Source organism: Paenibacillus sp. GD4 (assembly GCF_030846225.1).
Taxonomy (GTDB): Bacteria; Bacillota; Bacilli; order Paenibacillales; family NBRC-103111; genus Paenibacillus_G; species Paenibacillus_G silviterrae.
Genome location: NZ_JAVCYK010000001.1, coordinates 3431913 through 3452164 on the forward strand (window position 1 = coordinate 3431913; position 20252 = coordinate 3452164).

General features: G+C 50.9%; 19 protein-coding genes and 1 other annotated feature. Of the genes, 9 read left to right on the top strand and 10 right to left on the bottom strand.

All coding sequences use genetic code 11. The features are described 5' to 3' along the window. Nucleotides 1-632 precede the first annotated feature (632 nt). Both RAC89_RS16615 and RAC89_RS16620 read right to left on the bottom strand, forming a co-directional pair. The gene (locus RAC89_RS16615; RefSeq protein ID WP_306612462.1) at nucleotides 633-1760 is read right to left on the bottom strand and encodes an IS110 family RNA-guided transposase; all 1128 of its coding nucleotides are present in this window, start codon (nucleotides 1758-1760) and stop codon (nucleotides 633-635) included. Nucleotides 1761-2407: 647 nt separating this feature from the next. Beyond that, complete coding sequence (locus tag RAC89_RS16620; protein ID WP_306614798.1) at nucleotides 2408-3667, bottom strand: methyl-accepting chemotaxis protein; 1260 nt, start codon at nucleotides 3665-3667, stop codon at nucleotides 2408-2410. Between the two features lie 211 nt (nucleotides 3668-3878). On the opposite strand from RAC89_RS16620, the gene RAC89_RS16625 reads away from it, so the two are divergent. The 3 genes from RAC89_RS16625 (at nucleotide 3879) to RAC89_RS16635 (ending at nucleotide 5083) form a co-directional block, all read left to right on the top strand. Next, nucleotides 3879-4103 carry a hypothetical protein gene (locus tag RAC89_RS16625; RefSeq protein WP_284644501.1) on the top strand — a complete coding sequence of 75 codons (225 nt, stop codon included), beginning with the start codon at nucleotides 3879-3881 and terminating at the stop codon, nucleotides 4101-4103. Nucleotides 4104-4137: 34 nt separating this feature from the next. Next, a complete protein-coding gene (locus tag RAC89_RS16630; protein WP_306614800.1) occupies nucleotides 4138-4530 on the top strand; it encodes a VOC family protein in 393 nt (130 codons plus the stop codon). A gap of 178 nt (nucleotides 4531-4708) precedes the next feature. Continuing rightward, nucleotides 4709-5083: an O-methyltransferase gene (locus tag RAC89_RS16635; RefSeq protein ID WP_306614802.1), complete on the top strand. Its 375-nt coding sequence runs from the start codon at nucleotides 4709-4711 to the stop codon at nucleotides 5081-5083. Between the two features lie 153 nt (nucleotides 5084-5236). Here RAC89_RS16635 and RAC89_RS16640 read toward each other — a convergent pair whose 3' ends face one another. Beyond that, nucleotides 5237-5464: an alpha/beta-type small acid-soluble spore protein gene (locus tag RAC89_RS16640; RefSeq protein WP_284644504.1), complete on the bottom strand. Its 228-nt coding sequence runs from the start codon at nucleotides 5462-5464 to the stop codon at nucleotides 5237-5239. A 105-nt stretch (nucleotides 5465-5569) separates the two neighbouring features. Between RAC89_RS16640 and RAC89_RS16645 the strand changes: the two genes are divergently transcribed. Beyond that, nucleotides 5570-6067, top strand: a complete 498-nt coding sequence (locus RAC89_RS16645) for a hypothetical protein (protein ID WP_306614804.1) — start codon at nucleotides 5570-5572, stop codon at nucleotides 6065-6067. A gap of 64 nt (nucleotides 6068-6131) precedes the next feature. On the opposite strand, the gene RAC89_RS16650 is transcribed toward RAC89_RS16645, so the two are convergent. The 4 genes from RAC89_RS16650 to RAC89_RS16665 form a co-directional block, all read right to left on the bottom strand. Beyond that, on the bottom strand, nucleotides 6132-7244 hold the full coding sequence (locus tag RAC89_RS16650; RefSeq protein WP_306616113.1) for a glycoside hydrolase family 88 protein: 1113 nt from the start codon (nucleotides 7242-7244) through the stop codon (nucleotides 6132-6134). Between the two features lie 148 nt (nucleotides 7245-7392). Then, nucleotides 7393-8343, bottom strand: a complete 951-nt coding sequence (locus tag RAC89_RS16655) for an aldose 1-epimerase (protein WP_306614806.1) — start codon at nucleotides 8341-8343, stop codon at nucleotides 7393-7395. Between the two features lie 79 nt (nucleotides 8344-8422). Further along, nucleotides 8423-9331 carry a TIGR03943 family putative permease subunit gene (locus tag RAC89_RS16660; protein ID WP_306614808.1) on the bottom strand — a complete coding sequence of 303 codons (909 nt, stop codon included), beginning with the start codon at nucleotides 9329-9331 and terminating at the stop codon, nucleotides 8423-8425. 25 nt (nucleotides 9332-9356) lie between these two features. Continuing rightward, complete coding sequence (locus RAC89_RS16665; protein ID WP_373430025.1) at nucleotides 9357-10409, bottom strand: permease; 1053 nt, start codon at nucleotides 10407-10409, stop codon at nucleotides 9357-9359. 162 nt (nucleotides 10410-10571) lie between these two features. Then, nucleotides 10572-10844 (top strand) — a binding site (T-box leader). Between the two features lie 57 nt (nucleotides 10845-10901). Between RAC89_RS16665 and trpS the strand changes: the two genes are divergently transcribed. Continuing rightward, nucleotides 10902-11891, top strand: coding sequence for a tryptophan--tRNA ligase (gene trpS, locus RAC89_RS16670; protein WP_306614811.1), 990 nt, complete (start codon nucleotides 10902-10904; stop codon nucleotides 11889-11891). A gap of 53 nt (nucleotides 11892-11944) precedes the next feature. On the opposite strand, the gene RAC89_RS16675 is transcribed toward trpS, so the two are convergent. After that, on the bottom strand, nucleotides 11945-12121 hold the full coding sequence (locus tag RAC89_RS16675) for a hypothetical protein (RefSeq protein ID WP_284644513.1): 177 nt from the start codon (nucleotides 12119-12121) through the stop codon (nucleotides 11945-11947). A 160-nt stretch (nucleotides 12122-12281) separates the two neighbouring features. Here RAC89_RS16675 and RAC89_RS16680 point away from each other — a divergent pair, with 160 nt between their 5' ends. Beyond that, on the top strand, nucleotides 12282-12506 hold the full coding sequence (locus RAC89_RS16680; protein WP_284645009.1) for an alpha/beta-type small acid-soluble spore protein: 225 nt from the start codon (nucleotides 12282-12284) through the stop codon (nucleotides 12504-12506). A gap of 717 nt (nucleotides 12507-13223) precedes the next feature. Here RAC89_RS16680 and RAC89_RS16685 read toward each other — a convergent pair. After that, nucleotides 13224-14351 carry an IS110 family RNA-guided transposase gene (locus RAC89_RS16685; protein ID WP_306612462.1) on the bottom strand — a complete coding sequence of 376 codons (1128 nt, stop codon included), beginning with the start codon at nucleotides 14349-14351 and terminating at the stop codon, nucleotides 13224-13226. Between the two features lie 542 nt (nucleotides 14352-14893). Further along, nucleotides 14894-15877 (bottom strand): metal-dependent hydrolase, encoded by a 984-nt coding sequence (locus RAC89_RS16690; protein WP_306614813.1) that lies wholly within the window; start codon nucleotides 15875-15877, stop codon nucleotides 14894-14896. A gap of 95 nt (nucleotides 15878-15972) precedes the next feature. Between RAC89_RS16690 and RAC89_RS16695 the strand changes: the two genes are divergently transcribed. From RAC89_RS16695 to RAC89_RS16705, 3 genes are all read left to right on the top strand, one after another. Further along, on the top strand, nucleotides 15973-16266 hold the full coding sequence (locus RAC89_RS16695) for a hypothetical protein (RefSeq protein ID WP_306614815.1): 294 nt from the start codon (nucleotides 15973-15975) through the stop codon (nucleotides 16264-16266). A 90-nt stretch (nucleotides 16267-16356) separates the two neighbouring features. Continuing rightward, nucleotides 16357-18165, top strand: a complete 1809-nt coding sequence (locus RAC89_RS16700) for an ABC transporter ATP-binding protein (RefSeq protein WP_284644518.1) — start codon at nucleotides 16357-16359, stop codon at nucleotides 18163-18165. Beyond that, nucleotides 18162-20240, top strand: a complete 2079-nt coding sequence (locus RAC89_RS16705; protein ID WP_306614817.1) for an ABC transporter ATP-binding protein — start codon at nucleotides 18162-18164, stop codon at nucleotides 20238-20240. The genes RAC89_RS16700 and RAC89_RS16705 overlap by 4 nt, the downstream gene beginning before the upstream one ends. The last annotated feature ends 12 nt before the right edge of the window (nucleotides 20241-20252 follow it).

Sequence of the window (20252 nt, forward strand, 5' to 3'; positions counted from 1 at the left end):
GCAGGAGTACCTCCCCACATTCTCGAAGTTAAGGTTGCCAAATGGCATGGGCTACACGAAGGCGCAAAAATGGCGCTTAACACGGCCCGGTAATGCTCCCTGTAACGTTATGAAATCACCTGATATGAACGAAACCGTCAAGTGCTCAGCACGTACCCTTGATTTGGAGTGCTCTAAAGTAAGCCTGTCAAATGCCTTTTTTGACAGGCGGTTCACTCTGCCCATACTTTTTTACTTCGGTCTGGCTGATCAAGCCAGACCCTGCCCTACGGCGAGTAACGGGGTGCAGGGGGCGTGCTCCCTGCTGTCTTTCTTTAATTTGAGCTTGTGGTTCGAATGAGTTTCATTCCTTGGCACGAGGGCAAAATGGTTCTTTGCGCCGGTTGGCAACCTGATATTCGTGGGTTATCACAAGTGAATTGTATACGACCAGAGAGCTTACCTGCTAAACTTACGACGCGCATGAAGCCGCACTACCTGAAAGATTGACTTTGCGCAGGTGATTTCCGCGGATTATTACTCTCTGCCTTGCTTTAGTACTTTGCCCTCGAGCCAAAGAATGTAACGTAACGCATTGCCTAACTCACTAAGCCGGAATCACTTCCTTTTTCATTCAATCATACCCTTATTTTTTATGCTGTGATGCTGTTTTTTTGCTTATCTACTTCCTTGGCTATGGCCCATATGAAACCTATAAGCTCTCGGGCTACTGCGGCGATGATGGTTCCTTTGTGCTTTCCTTTGAAAAGGAGCTTCTTGTATTTGTGGTGTAATCGCTTTTGTGCTTTCCAGGAGATATTGACAATTTCCGAACTCAGTCCTTTTTGCCTATCTCGCAGCGTTTTCCGTATGGCAGGTGAGCTCCGATAGCTCCAGGCGGCTTCAACCAATACCCTACGTATATGGGCATTTCCAGCTTTCGTTATCCCACCTTGCCAACGACTCCCCCCGCTAGAACGTTCTGATGGCACCAGCCCCACATAACTCATGAGCTGCTGAGGGGATGCGAATCTTCCTGCAATGTGGCCAAGTTCCGAAGCTACAGTAACGGCTGTAATTAGGGCAACGCCATGGAGCCCCTGCAATGCTTGGATCATGGTCGCTTGGCATCCTTCACTCGTTTGCTTCTCCATCTCCGCTTCATATCTTCGGATCCGGTTCGTAGCTTCTTGGATGCTGTTTCGGTATTCTTGGAATACCATATCCTCACAACACCGAGAAAACCGTAAAGTATCTAACCAATTTTCATATGGCTGAGTCCACACTCGAACGCCCTTGGGCGGGTGGATCTGATGGCGAAGCAGAAACTTGGTTAAACGCTGTTTATGCCGATTCCTGTCTTGTACGGCATCTTCCCTGGCCCGAACCAAATCTCGCAAGGCTTCATCCTCGGGACGTGGTACATAGATCTCTGTCAATTCATTTGCTCTCCAGAGCTGCGCTAGACGTACAGCATCTCTCTTATCTGTTTTTATTCGAGTATTCCCCTCTAAGTCTGTTGGTGCGATGACGCTGCATTCCACATACATCTCCAAAAGCCATCGATACAAGACGAACCCCGTAGGGCCAGCCTCATAGCATATACTTAACTTTACGTCATCATCTTTCATTAACTGATTAACTAGTTTACGAACAGCCTCCTTCGTATGCGAGATGACACCATGGAACCTGACGGGTTCATTTCTATTTTCGGGGGCGATGGCTACAGCTATTTTTTCTTTGGATACGTCTAGACCAACATATTTTATGGTTATACTCATTACTAAACCGACTCCTTTTGTTTGTAGCTCTGTTTTGGAATATTGATTTGATTGCTCAATCAATTGATTTCCAAATTCACCCTACGTAATGCAAAATGGTAGTCGGTTTCGTTCATTTTAACTTAATGCACCAAAAATGCGTTTAACTTCCACTTTAAGATGAAAAAATCGCGTTACAATGAGTCTGGCGCTTAACACGGCCCGGTAATGCTCCTTGTAACGTTATGAAATCACCTTACTGTACCAAATATGTGTTCATCTTCCACCTTAGGATGAAAAAATCGCGTTACAGGCGTCTTACGCTTATATCGGGCAGGTAATGCTCCTTGTAACGTTATGAAAAATCATCTTAATGGGCAGAAATTCGTGACCCCAAGCGGGATTCTGAACGGGATTTGTGAGAATGAGCATCTTTGAGAGGGCATAATGGCTGAAAACGGGGCGAATGCATTTGGAAAGTGGCATTAATGCAGAAAATGGAAAAACGTTGCATGATAGCACAAATGTGCAATTCAAAGAGGAACAGGCTCCGAACCGTTCACTGGGGAGCCTTCGGAACCTGTAATATACCGACCGCCTTTGAAGTCGTGTCCTTACTGTTTTGGACACGACTTCGAGTGCGGTTGGAACCCTAAAGGTCTTCTTGTCTACAGTTTAAAGACGGACATCATCTGCTGCAGCTGGGTGACGAGCTTCGTCATTTCCTCCGAGCGGTTGACGATCTCCTGTACGGCGCTGATTTGCTCCTTCATGGAAGAGGAAACCTCCTCAGTGCCAGCAGCCGATTGTTCTGTGATGGCGGAGATGTTCTCCATGGTACCGGAAATTTGCTGAGCGCTAGCCAGCATATGCTCGCTCTCCTGGGCGAAGGTGGAGATTTGCTCGGAGATGAACTTCACACTGTCCACAATCTGGGCAAATACCGCTTCCGTCTCGTTAATCAGCTTCGTCTGCTCTTGTACGACCTGCTCGTTCTGAGCGATATGGTGAAGCGCCTGCTGAATGCCCTGCTCGATGTTGCGGACGAGGCTGAATACCTCCTTGGTGGAGGTCGTCGATTCTTCGGCCAGCTTTCGAACCTGCTGCGCAACGACAGCGAAGCCTTTGCCGTGCTCGCCGGCCCGGGCCGCCTCAATCGAAGCGTTCAAGGAGAGAAGATTCGTCTGCTCCGCGATATCCGAGATCGATCGGGTAATCTGGGAGATGCCGTTGGTCTGCTTCGCCAGCAGGTCGATCGTATGCGATACGTTGGCGGTTGCCTCGACGTTCTTCTTCATGCCGGCGCTTTGAATCTCAACGGCCTGAAGCCCCTTCTCCACGAGCTCGATCATGTATCCGGAGCGGGAGTTCATTTCGCGGGTTGCGCTAGTATAAGAGGATACCTTCTGTTCAATATCCTTGGTGGCCATCGAAACGCCCACAATTTCCTCAGAGATCTGGTTGGCGCCGGCAGCCAGCTCCCCGGAGGAAACGGACACCTGCTCCAGAACCGACCGTAAGCTTTCATTCTTGAAATAAATATCGCGGCTGGATTCAAAGACGTGTTTGGAGGTGCTTCCGGTATCCTTCAGGATCTCGCGAAGCTTGTCCATCATCCGGTTGAACGATTCCGCCAGCTCGCCGAGCGCATCGTTAGAGTTCACAGGTACCTTCTGGGAGAAATCGCCCTTGGCGATGTTGAGAGCGACCCGGGAAATGTCGGAGATAGGATCTGTAAGCGCTCTCTCAAGGAAACGAATAATCGGGAAGCTCAGTGCAAGCATCAGGATAAGAAACGTGAAACCAAGCGTCTTGCTTCCCTCTGCTTGGTAAATGAGAAACAGCAGAGCAAGGGAGTATAACGCAACGAGCGTGTAACATCCGAACTGCAGCTTTTTCTTAATCGACAAACTTTGAAACCAGCTCATGCAACCAATCCCTTCTTTTGATAGGCAGGGCAGAAAGATAACGCTTTCTTCCCCTAATTTCGACTTCTATGGTGAATTATAACATCTCTGAGAGAGAGCGGTCTATAGCTTTTGAACTATATCTTTGGAACCGTGTCGAATATCGGATAAATCCTTTATAATAACAGGACAAGAGTCGAAACGTATTCAGGAAAAAGCGAGGGAATCGATCATGTCACTGACCAACTGCAAGGAGTGCGGTAAGCTGCATATCCAAGCTGCATATACCGAATATTGTGCTGAATGTAAGGTCAACCAAGACCAAATCTATAGAACCTTCAGGGAATTTGTGAAAAACAATCCGAGAAGCACGGTCTACGATGTGCATCAGCAAACCGGCATTCCGCTCTCGAAGGTGCTTCGGTTGCAAAAGGACGGCTATGTCTCTTATAGTTAAAGGATAATCGGAACGATCCGGAGGGAGGATGACGATGATTCCTGTGGAAGGGCTCCATCATGTCAGCATTACGGTAAGTGATTTGGAACGCTCCAAGACGTTTTACCGCGAGGTCATAGGACTGCAGGAGATTGCGCGGCCGCCGTTTGATTTTCCCGGGGCGTGGTTTGCTATGGGTGCCGCAGGGCAGCAGCTGCACCTGATCGTGCACGAGGGAGAGACGAGACGGCAAAGCGGCATCGATACAAGGGATGGGCACATGGCAATCCGGGTGAGCAGCTACAAGGCAACGAGGGCGTGGCTTGATCGACAAGGAGTCGCTTATGAAGCGAGACCCCGGGCCAAAGCGGGCTTCCCCCAGATCTATGTACTGGATCCCGATCATAACATCATTGAATTCAATGCCGAAGCGTTGGATGAAGAATAGGTATTCGACAGGAGGGATGACTCCTGTCTTTTTTTGTATCATTTTGTAGGATTTGCTAAAGTTTTAAGAAAGTTGCAAAATTCATGTTGATTCATAGGAGAAAGCTATCCTATAATAGGGCTGCAGTCCTAGTAATATACAGATTACACCATTTTTGGAATAGGAAAGGAGGTGTCTAATGATTCTTGAACAACTCCCATTGGCCAGACAGATCGACCTTGTATTCCGGGAATTGAAGGAAGAGCTGGCACATCTGACATCAGGTACGGTGTTCGTTCAAATTCGCAATAACGTCATTGGAAAGTTCGGCATTCGCCATTTTCCTCTGGAAAGCAAAGGAAGGCAGCTTCAGAAGCTCGAGAAAGGATTGACGGAGGACCACCAGGTTTCGTTTAGAGAAACGGCGTTGGAGTCCCTGAAGCTCAAACGCTGGTCCCACGGCGAAATTCAATTCGAATTCGCTATGAGGCAGAATACGCTCTGCACCAGTGTTATTTTTGAATCCAATTATAACATGGCAAGCTTGTTTGGAGAGGTTCGGTCGAGCCGTTAATACGTTAATTCACGTGCACTCATCATTATTATTTATCTGTTCCTGCCGCAGCAGCGTCGCAAGACGTCCTGATGCGGCTTTTTTTGCTGCTTGTAGTATAATGAAAAAGGCGACCCCTCAAGGAGTCACCTTCCTAAGTATGCTTCGTACTGCTTATCGTGTGAATTTGCCGGCCAATTGCTGCTCGGCGATTTGAACCAGACGACGTGTGATGTGGCCCCCGATTGCCCCGGTATCACGAGTTGCCATGTAACCATAGTAACCGTCCTGAGGAATTTGGATGCCCAGCTCTTGTGCAACCTCATACTTCAGCTGGTCCAAAGCTTGAGAAGCTTGTGGAACAACCAGTACATTGCTGCTGCGGGATTGTCCTGCGCCCATCGTTATCACCTCCGTTCATAAGGTAGTATGTACCAAACGGTTCAATATACTCACGCTAGACAATGGAAATTATCGCCACATTTTATATGCCGGGAGGCCGTTGATATGTCTTTTGAGCTTACATGCAGCGGATGGTCGCTGGAGAAGGATTTACAAATTGTTCACGCCGATGTTAGGCTTGTGGTGGAAGGGGAGGCCCTTATCGAGGAGCCGTTATGCGTCGATGTGGGGCTGCCGGCTCTGCTGCTCAGCGCACTGGAGCCTGTGGAGCCGGATCGTTTCGCCGATCCCCGCGAATGGCGTATGATGCCGTTCTTCTGCTGCGGCTGCGGGGACCCGGAATGCCGGGCTTTTTCGTTCCGGGTTCGTCACACCTCCGAAGGGGATGTGGAGCTTACGGAGCTGGAGGAGCGGCAGGGCAGGGAGCCCAGAGAGCTGGCTGTCTATACGATTGACGGTGAAGAGTACCGTAGAAGAGTTCTGTCTATCGGTCAGGCGTTCCTGCAGTTTATTGAGACGCTGGATTACCATCCGCATCATCACGAGACTTTGGCGCAGGTGAAACGGCTGGTAAAGCAATTATCCGCAGAGCAATCAAAGTAAAAAAGAAACAGGCTTCGTCCCGGTGGCGCTATACCGTCCATGGGAAGGAGCCTGTTTGGCCTTTTTAGAAGATGCTGTTCTTCCAGCCGTGCAGCTTCGCAATCGCTTCAACATAGTAGTAATCGCCGTAGATGAGCGAAACGTCGATGTTGGAATTCGCCGGTTTGTGGCCTGTTCCGTGCAGAAGAATCGCCTCATGATCGGGCTGTTCCCATGTAGCGTAGTTCTCTGTCAGCGATTGGAGGATACGCTTGGCTGCATCGGTGTAGAAGCGGGCTTCGGCGGCGGATACGTGATTCGCAATCTCAAGCAGCCCGGAGGCTGCAATCGCCGCTGCAGAGCTGTCGCGCGGTTCGCCCTCCAGATGCTCCACACGGAAATCCCAATGTGGCACATGGTCTTCCGGCAGGGAGGAGAGGAAGAAGTGGGCAACACGCTTCGCCGCTTCAAGGAAGCGCTGCTCCTTCGTGTACTTATACGTATTGGCCATGCCGTAGATGGCCCAAGCCTGCCCGCGGCTCCAAGCCGATGTCGGACTGTAGCCTTGGCCTCCCAGGGCTTCGATGAAAGCACCGGTTTCCGGATTGAAGCTGACGATATGGTTCACCGAACCGTCCGGGCGGATGAAATGCTCCAAGGCCGTGTCGGCATGGGCAACGGCAATATGCTGAAACCTCGGATCTCCGGTCGTTTGGGAAGCCCAAAAGAGAAGAGACAGATTCATCGTGCAGTCAATAATCGCCCAGCCGATTCGATCGCCCTCCCAGGCACGGATGAATCGACCTGCCAGATTGAAGCGTCCGGCCAGGAAATTGGCGGCTCTCAGGCCGCGGACCCATCCGTCGCGATCTCCTGTCAGCTTATGCTTAATGACCGCGGTAGGAAGGAATTGAAAGCCTACGTCGTGATGCAATTCGTTCGTTTCCTTCAGCAGCCACGGAGCGATCTTCTCATCCCAGCTCCAGGCAGCCTCTTTATAATGCTCTTTGCCCGTCAGATCGTACATGACCCACAGCAAGCCGCCCCAAAAGCCGGATGTCCACCAATCCGTTCCCGTATCGTCATAAATGCCGTCCTTCTTCGCCACGTGAGGGCATTTGTCCCCGATTTGAGCGATCATGCGGTCTACCTTGGGCTGCAGCCGATCAACCACATTCGCCACATACTGCTGATCCATCATTGGTAAGCCTCCCCATCATACTATTAAGACAATTTAAACGTTTAAACATTCCTGTTAAAATTATAGCATTGAAACGTTTAAATTGTGAAGCGAAAAAATCGTTCTCCCTCATATTCGAATCCGGGGAGAACGACTGATCCCAAGCTTACTTATATACAACCTCCAGCTTTACTTCCAGCTCCAGCGGTTTGCCGGGCTCGACGCCCCGAAGCCCTGTGACTTCAGCCGGCTGGTCGATGTTCGGGGCGTTAGTGACCCAAGTATAAGGCTCCAGACAAATAAATTGATCGGCATCCCCTTTGGTGAAAATCACCCATTGCTTGAACAGGTCGGATCCGCTGTATCGAATATCGACATCGTTGCGCGACAGCACGGCAAGACACGGATAATCGCCGATTTGGAAGACGGTATCCATGTTATAGCCTTGAAGCACGTCTCCCTTGACCAGAGCCTCGTACGAACCTAGAGGACCGATGGGGCCAAGCGGAATGTTCGTTTCGTCAAGCTCCCATAAGCCGCTGACGGGAAGCTGCAGCTTCCATTTGTCCGGCTCCCCGTCCAGCAGAAACCAAGTGTGCAAGCCGTACCCGAATGGAGCCGATTCCGAACCTTGATTGGTTACCTTCAGCTTGTGCAGCAGCGTGCTGCCTTGCAGCTCGTAGGTCAGTTCGAATTCCAAATCATGCGGATATTGCCGCTGAATGAACTCGTCTCCCTGCGTACGGAGTACCGACGTAATGAACAGCTTTCCATCCCGCTCGCCGCTGGAACGCACGGTCCACGGCTGGCTTTTGATTACGCCGTGAATATGGTTGCCGGTGAGTGGGTTATTGCGGTCAAATTGATAGTCCCGTCCGTCGAAGCGGAATTTCCCTTCCCGAATACGGTTCGGCGGCATGAGAATAGGGGTGCCGAACTGAACGGGCTGCTCTTTCATCTCTGCAGGGGAGGCGGGGGTGCGTAGCATTTCTCGCTTCAGCTGCTTGTCCCAGATGCTGTAAACATTGTTGCCGATCGCAGGACAGATGCTGACGATCAATTGATCGGTTTCAAGCGTATAGGCAGGCGTACCCTGCCAATCGATTTGACGAATCACGAAAGTGGCTCCTCTACATTTCATTTTGTGTCTTATTGTACCAAAACAGCCCGGGCGGTGTCACCGGGCTTTTTACCTGTTATGTGCCGAAATCATAGTTGGGGTATACATATTGCACGGCCGGAACCGCCGCTTTGGCTACCTTCTCTACCTTTAACACCATGATGTCCACATCGTTGAACTTTGTTTTGCCAATGGTTCCGGTGACGGTGACCCAGCTGTCGTCAGCATAGGTTTGCGCCCGGTCGTACTCAATCAGAACGCCGAATGGCGCGGCATCCGCCGAGCAGCATTGGATCGAGAAACGGCCGACGACGAATTGATTGCTTTTCATCTCTTCCGTACGGTAGACGAAACCGGTCAGCTCCAGCTTTTTTCCTACAAAACGGTCTAAGTAAAGATCGACGGTGGTCAAGGTTTCGATATAAATGTCCTCCGGAACCTTGATCACATCCTGCTGATACAATGCAGCAGCGTGCTTGGCATAATGCTGCGTGAATTTATCGGCCGGGAACAGCTCGCTGCTGTCCGTGACGGCTTTGCCTTCCGCGGCCTGGTCAGCCGGTGCGGCCGGCGTATCTTTTTTGACCGAGCTGGAGCTGCTCAAATTCATCCCCTTCTTCGCGGCCAGACTGCTGCCCATAGACGTATCCGGCAGGAGGAAGGCCAGCAGCAGAGGGAAAATGAATATGCCGTAGACCGCGGAATTCTTCAACAAGGAGCGGGAGGGCATATGGTCATGATCGTGATCATGTCCGCAGTCGCAGACCGCGGAAGGCTTGCCGAAAAGGGTACGGACGGTCTGGTACAGCTGGTACACGGCGATGGCGTACAGGCCGACGGCGGACCATTTGACATAGTCGACCATACGGGGGGCAATGTACAGCAGAATCTTGTCAGTTCGCACCAGCTGGGCGATATAAATGGCGAAGCCGAATAGAATCAGTGCTTTTAGCAAATGATGAAAGCTTAGTACGCGAGGACTCACGGCCCACACTCCTTACGAAATGGTTTTACATGAAAAAGAAGCGTTCGAACAGCAATGAGGCGGCAAGCACCGTCACTGCCGTTAACAAAGACAACAAAATGACAAACCGGACCTTGAAGGTCGATAACATCATAAGTGTCCCTTTCAGATCGATCATAGGCCCGAACACCAGGAAGGTTAGCAGGGAGCCTGTCGAGAACGTAGTTGCGAAGGAAGAGGCAACAAATGCATCCGAGGTGGAGCAGAGAGAAAGCACATAAGCAAAGCCCATCATGAATAAATGGGAGACGACCTCCCCTTGACCGATCGACACAAGGCTCTCTCTGGAAACCAGGGTTTGAATCAATGCCGTCAGCAGCGCACCGAAGATTAAATATTTGCCCATGTCAAAAAATTCGTCCGAAGCATGCCCGAAGGTAGCGAGGAAACGGTTTGTTTTGGCAGGAGGGTGCTCATGATGATGGTGGTGTCCATGGTGGTGGTGATGCTCATGATGGTCATGAGCATGGTTATGTACGGCGTTGTTGGGTTCTGCAGCGGATCCGCGGAGCGGGTTGTTTCTAACAAAACGGTAAATGATGAGACCGATGACGAAGGCGACGATAAATGCCAGAGCCATACGAGAATAAGCGATCTCCGGACGGCTGCGGAACGCCATGAAGGTGGAGGCGTACACTACCGGATTGATGATGGGCCCGACCAGGATGAAGACGACGGCGACGTAGACAGGCATTCCTTTCTTCATGAGGCGCCGGATGACCGGAATCATTCCGCATTCGCACAAAGGAAAGATAATTCCGACTACGCAGGCAAACAAGACGCCCAGGATCGGATTCTTCGGAGTAAAACGGCGAATCGTTTGCTCGGAGACGAACATTTGGAGCAGCGCGGATACGATCACCCCGAGCAGGACGAACGGGAAGGCTTCAAGAATGATGCTGAGGAACAAGGTTTTGAAGCTTTGCACGTTGTCTGCGTTTAGGAACGACAGATCGGGAGGCTGCTTTTGCGTAAAAATGAGAAACAGCATTACGAGGCACAGCACCGTCAGAAGGTTGGTGCCCCACCGAAGGATCATCGTTTGCAATGGACATGTCTCCCTTTTGTTTTTCGTAATAATTATTATTATAACGTATGCAGGGGAACAGAGGAATAGGACGAGTTTTTATGGATGAGCTTTACAAAAAAAGTAAGGATGCACTTCTTGACAAACGGCGATGAGATCGTTAAGATGTTCTCTAACAAAGCGATGACAGGAATAAGTAGACGGAAGCGACGCTCTGCAGAGAGCCGGTGGGTGGTGTGAACCGGCGGGTGGCGGCCGATCGAATGGATCCTTGAGCTGAAGGTTGAACCTGCGCATATCCGGGCCCGGATGAAGAGCGATTGCTTGCCGCGCAGCAGTATACCGATCCGGACGCTCCCCGTTACAGGAGTATCGAAGGCTCATGCGGCAGCAATCAGGCTTAGCGTGCGGCGAATTAGGGTGGCACCACGGTCTCTCGTCCCTTGCGGAGGAGAGACCTTTTTGCGTTCCAGGAAATAAATCCATTCACAGGAGTGATATACGATGACGAAGCTGAGAGTATTGTCCGGTATGCAGCCCAGCGGGCAATTGACACTGGGGAACTATATCGGCGCTTTGAAAAATTTCGTGAAGCTGCAGCATACCCACGATTGCTATTTCATGGTCGTGGATCTTCACGCCATTACGGTTCCTCAAGACCCGGCTGCGCTGAAGGAGCAAACGGAGGCGGTAGCAGCCCTTTATTTGGCGGCGGGGATTGACCCGAAGGTGGCTAGCGTTTTCCTGCAGTCCTCGGTGAAGGCCCATGCGGAGCTCGGATGGCTGCTGACGACGCTCACCTACATGGGAGAGCTGGAGCGAATGACGCAGTTCAAGGATAAGTCCGCGGGCAAGGAGTCGGTCGGCGCAGGGCTGTTCACTTATCCGTCCTTGATGGCGGCTGACATTCTGCTCTACAATGCGGATCTGGTACCGGTAGGCGACGACCAGAAGCAGCATCTTGAGCTGACGCGCGACTTGGCGCACCGGTTCAACACTCGCTTCGGGGAGACGTTTACGATTCCGCAGCCTTACACCCCGGAAGTGGGAGCAAGGATCATGTCCTTGGACGACGCTTCGAAGAAGATGAGCAAGAGCAGCCCTAACCCTGGCAGCTTCATTGCACTGCTCGATTCGCCGGATGTCATCCGGAAGAAGCTGAGCCGGGCTGTAACGGATTCGGGAAGAGAAGTGAAATATGATCCTCAGAATAAGCCTGAGGTCAGCAATTTGATGAGCATCTACTCGCAATGCGCGAACAAGTCCGTGGCGGAAATTGAGGCGCAATACGAAGGGCAGGGCTACGGACCGTTTAAGAAGGATCTTGCTGAGGCTGTCGTGGGGCTGCTGGAGCCTCTGCAAGAGCGTTATCGCCAAATTCGTTCCTCAGGTGAACTGTACGATGTGCTGCGCAGCGGCAAAGAGCGTGCGAACGAGCAAGCGGAGCTGATGGTGAAGCAAGTGAAGGAGAAAATGGGATACGTCGTCCTATAGGCTAGGATTAAGAAAAAAGAAAGCTAAGCGGGCTCCCTGGCGGGAGCGGTCGCTTAGCTTTCTTTTTTTCTCGATTTGGCTTTAATGATAAAGCCGGCTCCGATGAAAAGCAGCGAAATGCCGCCGAACAGGAGAGCCATCCACGGGCGGCCTGCGGCCATAAAGTAGCTGATGGCCGCGAGCAATGCCGTTCCGACGAAGGCAAAGAAGAGTGCTAGTCCTTTATTCATATGTTCCACCGCCTTTCCGTACGCCTGCGGGGCGTAACATTTGAAACTCAAAAAGTTTTTTCAAAAAGTTGCGTATAAGTTTCGGCATACGTCACATAATAAGCTTGCAAGCTTGCAAATACATCAAAGACATCATCCAAAATTGAAAGGAGTGCTGAACATGGGTGCAGGTCAATCCCGCAGCAGCAACGTGTTGGTAGTTCCACAAGCTTCTCAAGCATTGGATCAATTGAAGTATGAGGTAGCTCAAGAACTGGGTATCCAAATCCCTCAAGACGGCTACTATGGTTACATGGCAACTCGTGATACCGGTGCAATCGGTGGTCACATCACTCGTCGTCTGGTACAAATCGCAGAGCAAGCACTCGCAGGCCAAGTTCGCTAATTGCAAGGGATTCATCAATAGAAGCTCAAGGAGAATTCTCCTTGGGCTTTTTTGAACGTTAAAGAATAACTACCTCTGAAACGCAGTCGCTCATCTAAAGCTATTCTTAATTTCTGCAGTTCAAGGGAGGTTGTCGATCTCGAATTAAATGTACCCGGCGCTTAACACGGCCTGGAAATGCTCCCTGTAACGTTATGAAATCAACTGATATGAACGAAACCGTCAAGTGCTCAGCACGTACCCTTGATTTGGAGTGCTCTAAAGTAAGCCTGTCAAATGCCTTTTTTGACAGGCGGTTCACTCTGCCCATACTTTTTTACTTCGGTCTGGCTGATCAAGCCAGACCCTGCCCTACGGCGAGTAACGGGGTGCAGGGGGCGTGCTCCCTGCTGTCTTTCTTTAATTTGAGCTTGTGGTTCGAATGAGTTTCATTCCTTGGCACGAGGGCAAAATGGTTCTTTGCGCCGGTTGGCAACCTGATATTCGTGGGTTATCACAAGTGAATTGTATACGACCAGAGAGCTTACCTGCTAAACTTACGACGCGCATGAAGCCGCACTACCTGAAAGATTGACTTTGCGCAGGTGATTTCCGCGGATTATTACTCTCTGCCTTGCTTTAGTACTTTGCCCTCGAGCCAAAGAATGTAACGTAACGCATTGCCTAACTCACTAAGCCGGAATCACTTCCTTTTTCATTCAATCATACCCTTATTTTTTATGCTGTGATGCTGTTTTTTTGCTTATCTACTTCCTTGGCTATGGCCCATATGAAACCTATAAGCTCTCGGGCTACTGCGGCGATGATGGTTCCTTTGTGCTTTCCTTTGAAAAGGAGCTTCTTGTATTTGTGGTGTAATCGCTTTTGTGCTTTCCAGGAGATATTGACAATTTCCGAACTCAGTCCTTTTTGCCTATCTCGCAGCGTTTTCCGTATGGCAGGTGAGCTCCGATAGCTCCAGGCGGCTTCAACCAATACCCTACGTATATGGGCATTTCCAGCTTTCGTTATCCCACCTTGCCAACGACTCCCCCCGCTAGAACGTTCTGATGGCACCAGCCCCACATAACTCATGAGCTGCTGAGGGGATGCGAATCTTCCTGCAATGTGGCCAAGTTCCGAAGCTACAGTAACGGCTGTAATTAGGGCAACGCCATGGAGCCCCTGCAATGCTTGGATCATGGTCGCTTGGCATCCTTCACTCGTTTGCTTCTCCATCTCCGCTTCATATCTTCGGATCCGGTTCGTAGCTTCTTGGATGCTGTTTCGGTATTCTTGGAATACCATATCCTCACAACACCGAGAAAACCGTAAAGTATCTAACCAATTTTCATATGGCTGAGTCCACACTCGAACGCCCTTGGGCGGGTGGATCTGATGGCGAAGCAGAAACTTGGTTAAACGCTGTTTATGCCGATTCCTGTCTTGTACGGCATCTTCCCTGGCCCGAACCAAATCTCGCAAGGCTTCATCCTCGGGACGTGGTACATAGATCTCTGTCAATTCATTTGCTCTCCAGAGCTGCGCTAGACGTACAGCATCTCTCTTATCTGTTTTTATTCGAGTATTCCCCTCTAAGTCTGTTGGTGCGATGACGCTGCATTCCACATACATCTCCAAAAGCCATCGATACAAGACGAACCCCGTAGGGCCAGCCTCATAGCATATACTTAACTTTACGTCATCATCTTTCATTAACTGATTAACTAGTTTACGAACAGCCTCCTTCGTATGCGAGATGACACCATGGAACCTGACGGGTTCATTTCTATTTTCGGGGGCGATGGCTACAGCTATTTTTTCTTTGGATACGTCTAGACCAACATATTTTATGGTTATACTCATTACTAAACCGACTCCTTTTGTTTGTAGCTCTGTTTTGGATTATTTGATTGATTACTCAATTCAATTGATTTCCAAAATCAACCTACGTAATGCAAAATGGTAGTCGGTTTCGTTCATTTTAACTTACTGTACCAAATATGTGTTCATCTGCCACTGTAAGATGAAAAAATCGCGTTACAATGAGTCTGGTGCTTAACAGGGCCCGGTAACGCTCCTCGTAACGTTATGAAATCACCTTACTGAACCCAATATGTGTTCATCTGCCACCGTAAGATGCAAAAATCGCGTTACAGGGCGTCTGGCGCTTATATCGGACCGGTAATGCTCCTTGGAACGTTATGAAATCATCTTAATGGGCAGAATTCGCAAGCAGATTTGCGCTGCCAAAGCTCATTTTGTGCGATTGAAGTCAATATCATAATGAAATTGACTTGTTCTGCAAGATTCTCGGGACATACAGCCGAAAAAGGATAAGATTTGTTTGATAATACAACATTAGGCTGACGGACCATTCAAAAACAAAAACAAGCGGGAGACCGTATCTAGTACAAGTCAACCCGCAGCTTTTTCTCCAATCGGGAGGAGCTGAGCCACCCGACATAGGAATCGATCGCTTCAAACTCACGGTCCATCAGCAGCACGGCAACGAAAGGATACTGCTTGCGGTGTCGATACCTTACGTCAGCCCATTGCACCTCGTAGCCCCAGGGGTGCTCCTTTACGTGGGCACAGGCGAAAGAGGAGAAATACAGGAAGCAGGCGATATTCGGATGTTTCTTGGAGGCTTCGACGGCAGGGTGCACATCGCAAGCAACCTGATCGACCCATTTGATCTGTCCGCTCTTATATTCACCAAGCTGATAGGCACCGTCCCTCCGGCGCTTCACAACCTGCCACAAATACTGGTGGATCGTAGGAATCAACGTATACTTATCTCCCGGCTCGTAGGTCGTATCATTGCGGTACATGGTGGCTTCCAATCTCCAATGGTAGCAAGTACGATACACATAGTAAAGTCCCAGAAACATGTAAAGTATGGGGAAAATCACCTGTGGGGCGACCAAGTGAACCGACCAAAGAAACAAGGCGAGAATATGAGACAGAAAAATAATCGGATCAAAAATGTGAATGATGTTCCACGAAATCCACTTCTCGGTAATCGGTCTCATCGCCTGGGTTCCATATGTATTGAACAGGTCGGAGAAGACGTGAGAAGCGACAGCGATGAAAACCCAGAAAACGATATGCGACATGGGAAGATTGTTGAACATCAAACCGAGTGCGCCGGAGATCAGTCCTGTCCAGAGCACGACAGCGGGGAGCGAATGCGACATGCCGCGGTGGTGCTTAATGTAAGTGGCGTTGCCTCGCAGTCGCAGCAGCGTATCGGCGTCGGGCGCCTGCTGCCCGGCCACGGTTCCGATCAGAACGGCGGTGGATGCTACCGGGTCGGAGGCAATCACAGGATCAATGTGTGCAAGCCCGGCGAGCCCAAGTCCTATCACTAGGTGCGTACCGGTATCCATGGGCATACCTCCTGTTAAAATTCGTATGTCTTTTTGTGCAGGTAGTATTAGTGTATCATTTTCTTACGCAAAATAAAGCAAAGGAGTTGAAAAAAATGTGGCTGGCCTTTTCTGAGTACCATATTGATTCGATTCATCGTGCTAAGTATATGTCGTGGGCGGAAAAAATGACAGGGCGGTATCCGTCGCTCCAAATTTATGAAGGAACGGATCAACCGGGCTTGTTTGTCGAAGTATGGGAGGGCATGGAGCATTCCGCCTTTCAAGCGCTCAAAAGCTACCGTTTAGAGGAAACCGGCGAAGGAGATGCCGACCTGCTGGAAATGAAGCAGTGGCTCGCCCAAGGCAAGGAACGTATTCATATGTGGCACTTCCATAAAGCAAAATAGTCCATGATTCGCAGTAAGGATATCCATGGCTTCTTACTCCCGTTCAGGTTAACCTAACTATAGCAAACTACCGGTACGGGAGGATATTGGATGGAGAGGAAAAATATTTTCTTAAGTCACATCAAACAGCACCGCTTGCCTTACGTAATGGGATTTGCATTATTGTCCATATCTTCTTTGCTTCAATTGGTCATTCCGCTCTTGCTGGGAAGATTTACGGATCAGCTTCAGGTAGGGAGCCTTACGTATGACCAAGCGGTTCAGTACGGATTATGGCTTGTTGCGGCGGGGTTCGGAATCGCTTTCTTTCGATCTGTTTCGCGCATTTATTTATTCCGGCTGGCCAGACAGCTGGAGATGAAGGTGCGCGGCGAGCTGTTTGCACACTGGGAGCGGTTGTCTGCGCAGTATTTTAACAATCAGCGGATCGGGGACCTGATGTCTCACGCCATCAGTGACGTCGGGGTCATCCGGGAGGTGACGATGCAGGGATACTTCAACGTGATGGAATCGGTGCTGCTCATTACGATCTCTGTAATCGCGATGGTGAGCTCCGTAAATCCGTGGCTTACCCTTCTGACCATGCTGCCGCTTCCGCTGCTAAGCTTGCTGGCGTATAGATTCAACAAGCGGATTCAGCAGCAATCGACGGACATGCAGGCGGCGATCTCCGACTTAACGAGCCGCGTGCAGGAATTCACCGCGGGCATTCGCGTTGTGAAGGCATTTAATCAGGAAGAGGCGGAACGGGAGCTGTTCACGAAGGATAATCAGAAAGCCGTCGATATGAACCGCCGTTTCGTTCGCTCGAACTCGCTCTTCGGCAGCCTCAGCACGGGAATCGTCGGATTCAGCTTCCTCGTGTCCGTTGTTCTTGGCGGAACGATGGTGCTGAAGGGATGGATCACCCTAGGGGAATTTGTTGCGTTTAATACGTATCTATCTCTGCTTATGGGTCCGATCGAGAACCTTGGCAAGGTAGTCAATCTGATGCAGCGCGGCAGGGCGTCGGAGGTTCGATTGATGCAAATTTTTGATACGCAGCCGGACGTCGTGGACGATGTGATCGCGAATCAGGAGATTGAGTTCATCGATGGAGATATCGAGATTAAGAACCTGACCTTCTCGTACCCGGAGGCGAAGAGGCCTACGCTGCGGGATATTTCCCTCAAGGTGCCGAAAGGCTCGAGCCTGGCGATTGTAGGGCGGGTCGGCAGCGGGAAGAGCACGCTCGTCCATCTTCTGGTGCGGCTGTACAATCCTCCGAAAGGAACGATGTTTATCGACGGGCACGACATTCACGAAATTCCGCTGCGCACCTTGCGGGGGCAAGTCGGCATCGTGCCGCAGGATCAGTTCCTGTTCTCCTCCACGATTCGGGACAACATTGGCTTCGATCCCCATCCCTACACGGATGAGCAAGTAATCGAAGCTTCGAAGGTCGCGCAGGTGTACGAGAATATCATTGAATTTCCGAACCAATTCGATACGGCGCTCGGGGAACGGGGAATTTCCTTATCAGGGGGTCAGCGGCAGCGGGTCAGCATAGCGAGGGCGATTATCAAGAAGCCGTCGATTCTGATCTTCGACGACAGCCTGTCTGCCGTGGATACGATCACGGAGGACCTTATCCTCGAAGGGTTGAAGTCCGTCATGAATCAGCGTACGACGATTATTATAGGACACCGCATTTCATCCGTTCAGGCTGCCGATCAGATCGTCGTGATGGACGAAGGGCGTATTGTGGAACGGGGGACGCATGACCAGCTGTTGAAGCGCAACGGCCTTTATGCGGATATGTATCATAAGCAGCTGCTGGATCAGGAAGCGGAGCGTCAGGACGGTGCGGACCGGGCTGCGATTCTTGCCCGACTGCAGCAGGGAGGTGCCGGAATATGACCAACATCCATATCGAGAATGAAGTCAAGAAGTTTAAAGACACACAGCTGTTATCGAGACTGCTGGCTTATGCCAAGCCATATTGGAAGATGATCCTGCTGTGTATTACAATGGCCTTTCTGATCGTCGTCTCCGACCTGGCTCGGCCTTACATTATTAAGGTGGTTATCGACGGACATATCAACGGTTTAAACCAGCCGATGCTGGCTGCGGAAGCGTCTCAGGCGGAGAAGCTGAAGCCTTACGGGGACGTTACGGAATGGAACGGCAAGGCTTACGTGCGGCTCGATCCGGAGGAGGTCACTCGCCTGCAGGGACAGCTTCCGGAAGGCACGGAGCGGACGCAGATCGTTAAGGTGGAGGAGCAGGAGGTGCTCGTCTCCGGCTGGCCTACGCCTCAGGAGCTGGAGGCCCCGGGACAGCTGCCCAAGTCGGCCGTGCTGACGGCCGAGGATATCGATGCTTTCCGAACACAGGACTATTGGGGCTTCGTGTGGCTCGGCGCGCTGTTCTTTGCAGCTGTGCTCGGCGCGGCCATATTAAACTACGTGCAGAGTAATTTGCTTCAGTACACGGGACAAACGATTATTTTTAACATACGTCAGCAGTTGTTTACGCATCTTAGCCGCATGTCGATGTCCTACTTCGACCGCAATCCCGTAGGACGACTCGTGGTTCGCGTAACGCAGGATACGGAATCATTGAACCAGCTCTATTCCCAAGTGGTTGTGAATCTGGTGAAGGATGTCATCATCCTCGTTGGCATCGTTGCGGTCATGCTGCATATGAATTTGGAGCTGGCGCTGCTGTCCTTTGCCGTGCTGCCGTTTCTGGCGATCCTTACCTTCTGGTACCGGAGCGTGATCCGGGAAGCCCAGCGGATGAGCCGGATCATTCTGTCCCGTCTGAATTCCTTCCTTGCGGAGAACCTGTCCGGGATTCGCATCACGCAATTGTTTATCAGGGAGGAGCGCCAGCGGGAGCAGTTCGACTACCAGAACACCGAATATTACCGCGCGGGGATGAAGGGAACGGTCATTAACTCGATCTTCCAGCCGGCGATCGGCTTCCTCGGTAACGTAGCGATTGCACTGCTGCTCTGGTACGGAGGAAAGAGCGTAATTAACGGCGAAATCACCTTCGGTATCGTGTATGCCTTTACGCATTATGTCAGACAATTTTTCCAGCCTTTGATGAGCCTGGCGGAGAAGTACAACCAGATCCAGACGGCGATGGTCGGGGCGGAGCGTATCTTTGACATGCTGGATGAAAAGCCCGCGATCGTGGATTCGCCGAAGACGGTCGTCCTGCCCAAACAGGTGCGCGGGGAAATTTCGTTCGAGAATGTATGGTTCGCTTACAACGGTGAGGATTGGGTTCTGAAGGATGTCAGCTTCACAATTCAGACGGGACAGACCGTTGCATTCGTAGGAGCAACCGGCGCAGGGAAGAGCTCAATCATTCAGCTGATGAACCGGTTCTACGATATTCAGCGGGGCAGCATCAAGCTGGACGGGATCGACATACGGGACATTCCGGTCGCCGATTTGAGAAGGACCATCAGCATCGTGCAGCAGGATGTATTCTTGTTCACGGGGGATATCAGCTCGAACATCCGGTTGAACGATCATGAGATCCCTGAGGAGAAGGTCGTGGAAGCGGCACGTATGGTGCACATGGACGAATTCATCCGCAGCCAGCCGAAGGGCTATGCTACCCCTCTCGGGGAGCGGGGCGTCAACTTGTCTCTCGGTCAGCGGCAGCTGCTGTCGTTCGCCCGGGCGATCGCCTTCAATCCGCAAATCCTCATTCTGGATGAAGCGACGTCGAACATCGATACGGAGACGGAGCTCGTCGTGCAGGACGCGCTGCACAACATTTCTGCCGGACGCACAACGCTTATCGTCGCTCACCGTTTGTCCACGATCCAGCATGCGGATCAGATCGTCGTTATGCACAAGGGGAAGGTCCGCGAGATCGGGAACCATTATCAGCTGCTTGCGCAGCGCGGCTACTACTACAGGCTGTATGAGCTCCAATACAAGGAGCAGAAGGCGATGCCGAAGGCCAGGTAGTTTGAGGCGAAG

Coding starts and splice junctions, on each gene's coding strand:
- RAC89_RS16615 (WP_306612462.1), bottom strand. CDS start 1,760: ATGAGTATAACCATAAAATATGTTGGTCTAGACGTATCCAAAGAAAAA.
- RAC89_RS16620 (WP_306614798.1), bottom strand. CDS start 3,667: ATGAGCTGGTTTCAAAGTTTGTCGATTAAGAAAAAGCTGCAGTTCGGA.
- RAC89_RS16625 (WP_284644501.1), top strand. CDS start 3,879: ATGTCACTGACCAACTGCAAGGAGTGCGGTAAGCTGCATATCCAAGCT.
- RAC89_RS16630 (WP_306614800.1), top strand. CDS start 4,138: ATGATTCCTGTGGAAGGGCTCCATCATGTCAGCATTACGGTAAGTGAT.
- RAC89_RS16635 (WP_306614802.1), top strand. CDS start 4,709: ATGATTCTTGAACAACTCCCATTGGCCAGACAGATCGACCTTGTATTC.
- RAC89_RS16640 (WP_284644504.1), bottom strand. CDS start 5,464: ATGGGCGCAGGACAATCCCGCAGCAGCAATGTACTGGTTGTTCCACAA.
- RAC89_RS16645 (WP_306614804.1), top strand. CDS start 5,570: ATGTCTTTTGAGCTTACATGCAGCGGATGGTCGCTGGAGAAGGATTTA.
- RAC89_RS16650 (WP_306616113.1), bottom strand. CDS start 7,244: ATGGATCAGCAGTATGTGGCGAATGTGGTTGATCGGCTGCAGCCCAAG.
- RAC89_RS16665 (WP_373430025.1), bottom strand. CDS start 10,409: ATGATCCTTCGGTGGGGCACCAACCTTCTGACGGTGCTGTGCCTCGTA.
- trpS (WP_306614811.1), top strand. CDS start 10,902: ATGACGAAGCTGAGAGTATTGTCCGGTATGCAGCCCAGCGGGCAATTG.
- RAC89_RS16675 (WP_284644513.1), bottom strand. CDS start 12,121: ATGAATAAAGGACTAGCACTCTTCTTTGCCTTCGTCGGAACGGCATTG.
- RAC89_RS16680 (WP_284645009.1), top strand. CDS start 12,282: ATGGGTGCAGGTCAATCCCGCAGCAGCAACGTGTTGGTAGTTCCACAA.
- RAC89_RS16685 (WP_306612462.1), bottom strand. CDS start 14,351: ATGAGTATAACCATAAAATATGTTGGTCTAGACGTATCCAAAGAAAAA.
- RAC89_RS16690 (WP_306614813.1), bottom strand. CDS start 15,877: ATGGATACCGGTACGCACCTAGTGATAGGACTTGGGCTCGCCGGGCTT.
- RAC89_RS16695 (WP_306614815.1), top strand. CDS start 15,973: ATGTGGCTGGCCTTTTCTGAGTACCATATTGATTCGATTCATCGTGCT.
- RAC89_RS16700 (WP_284644518.1), top strand. CDS start 16,357: ATGGAGAGGAAAAATATTTTCTTAAGTCACATCAAACAGCACCGCTTG.
- RAC89_RS16705 (WP_306614817.1), top strand. CDS start 18,162: ATGACCAACATCCATATCGAGAATGAAGTCAAGAAGTTTAAAGACACA.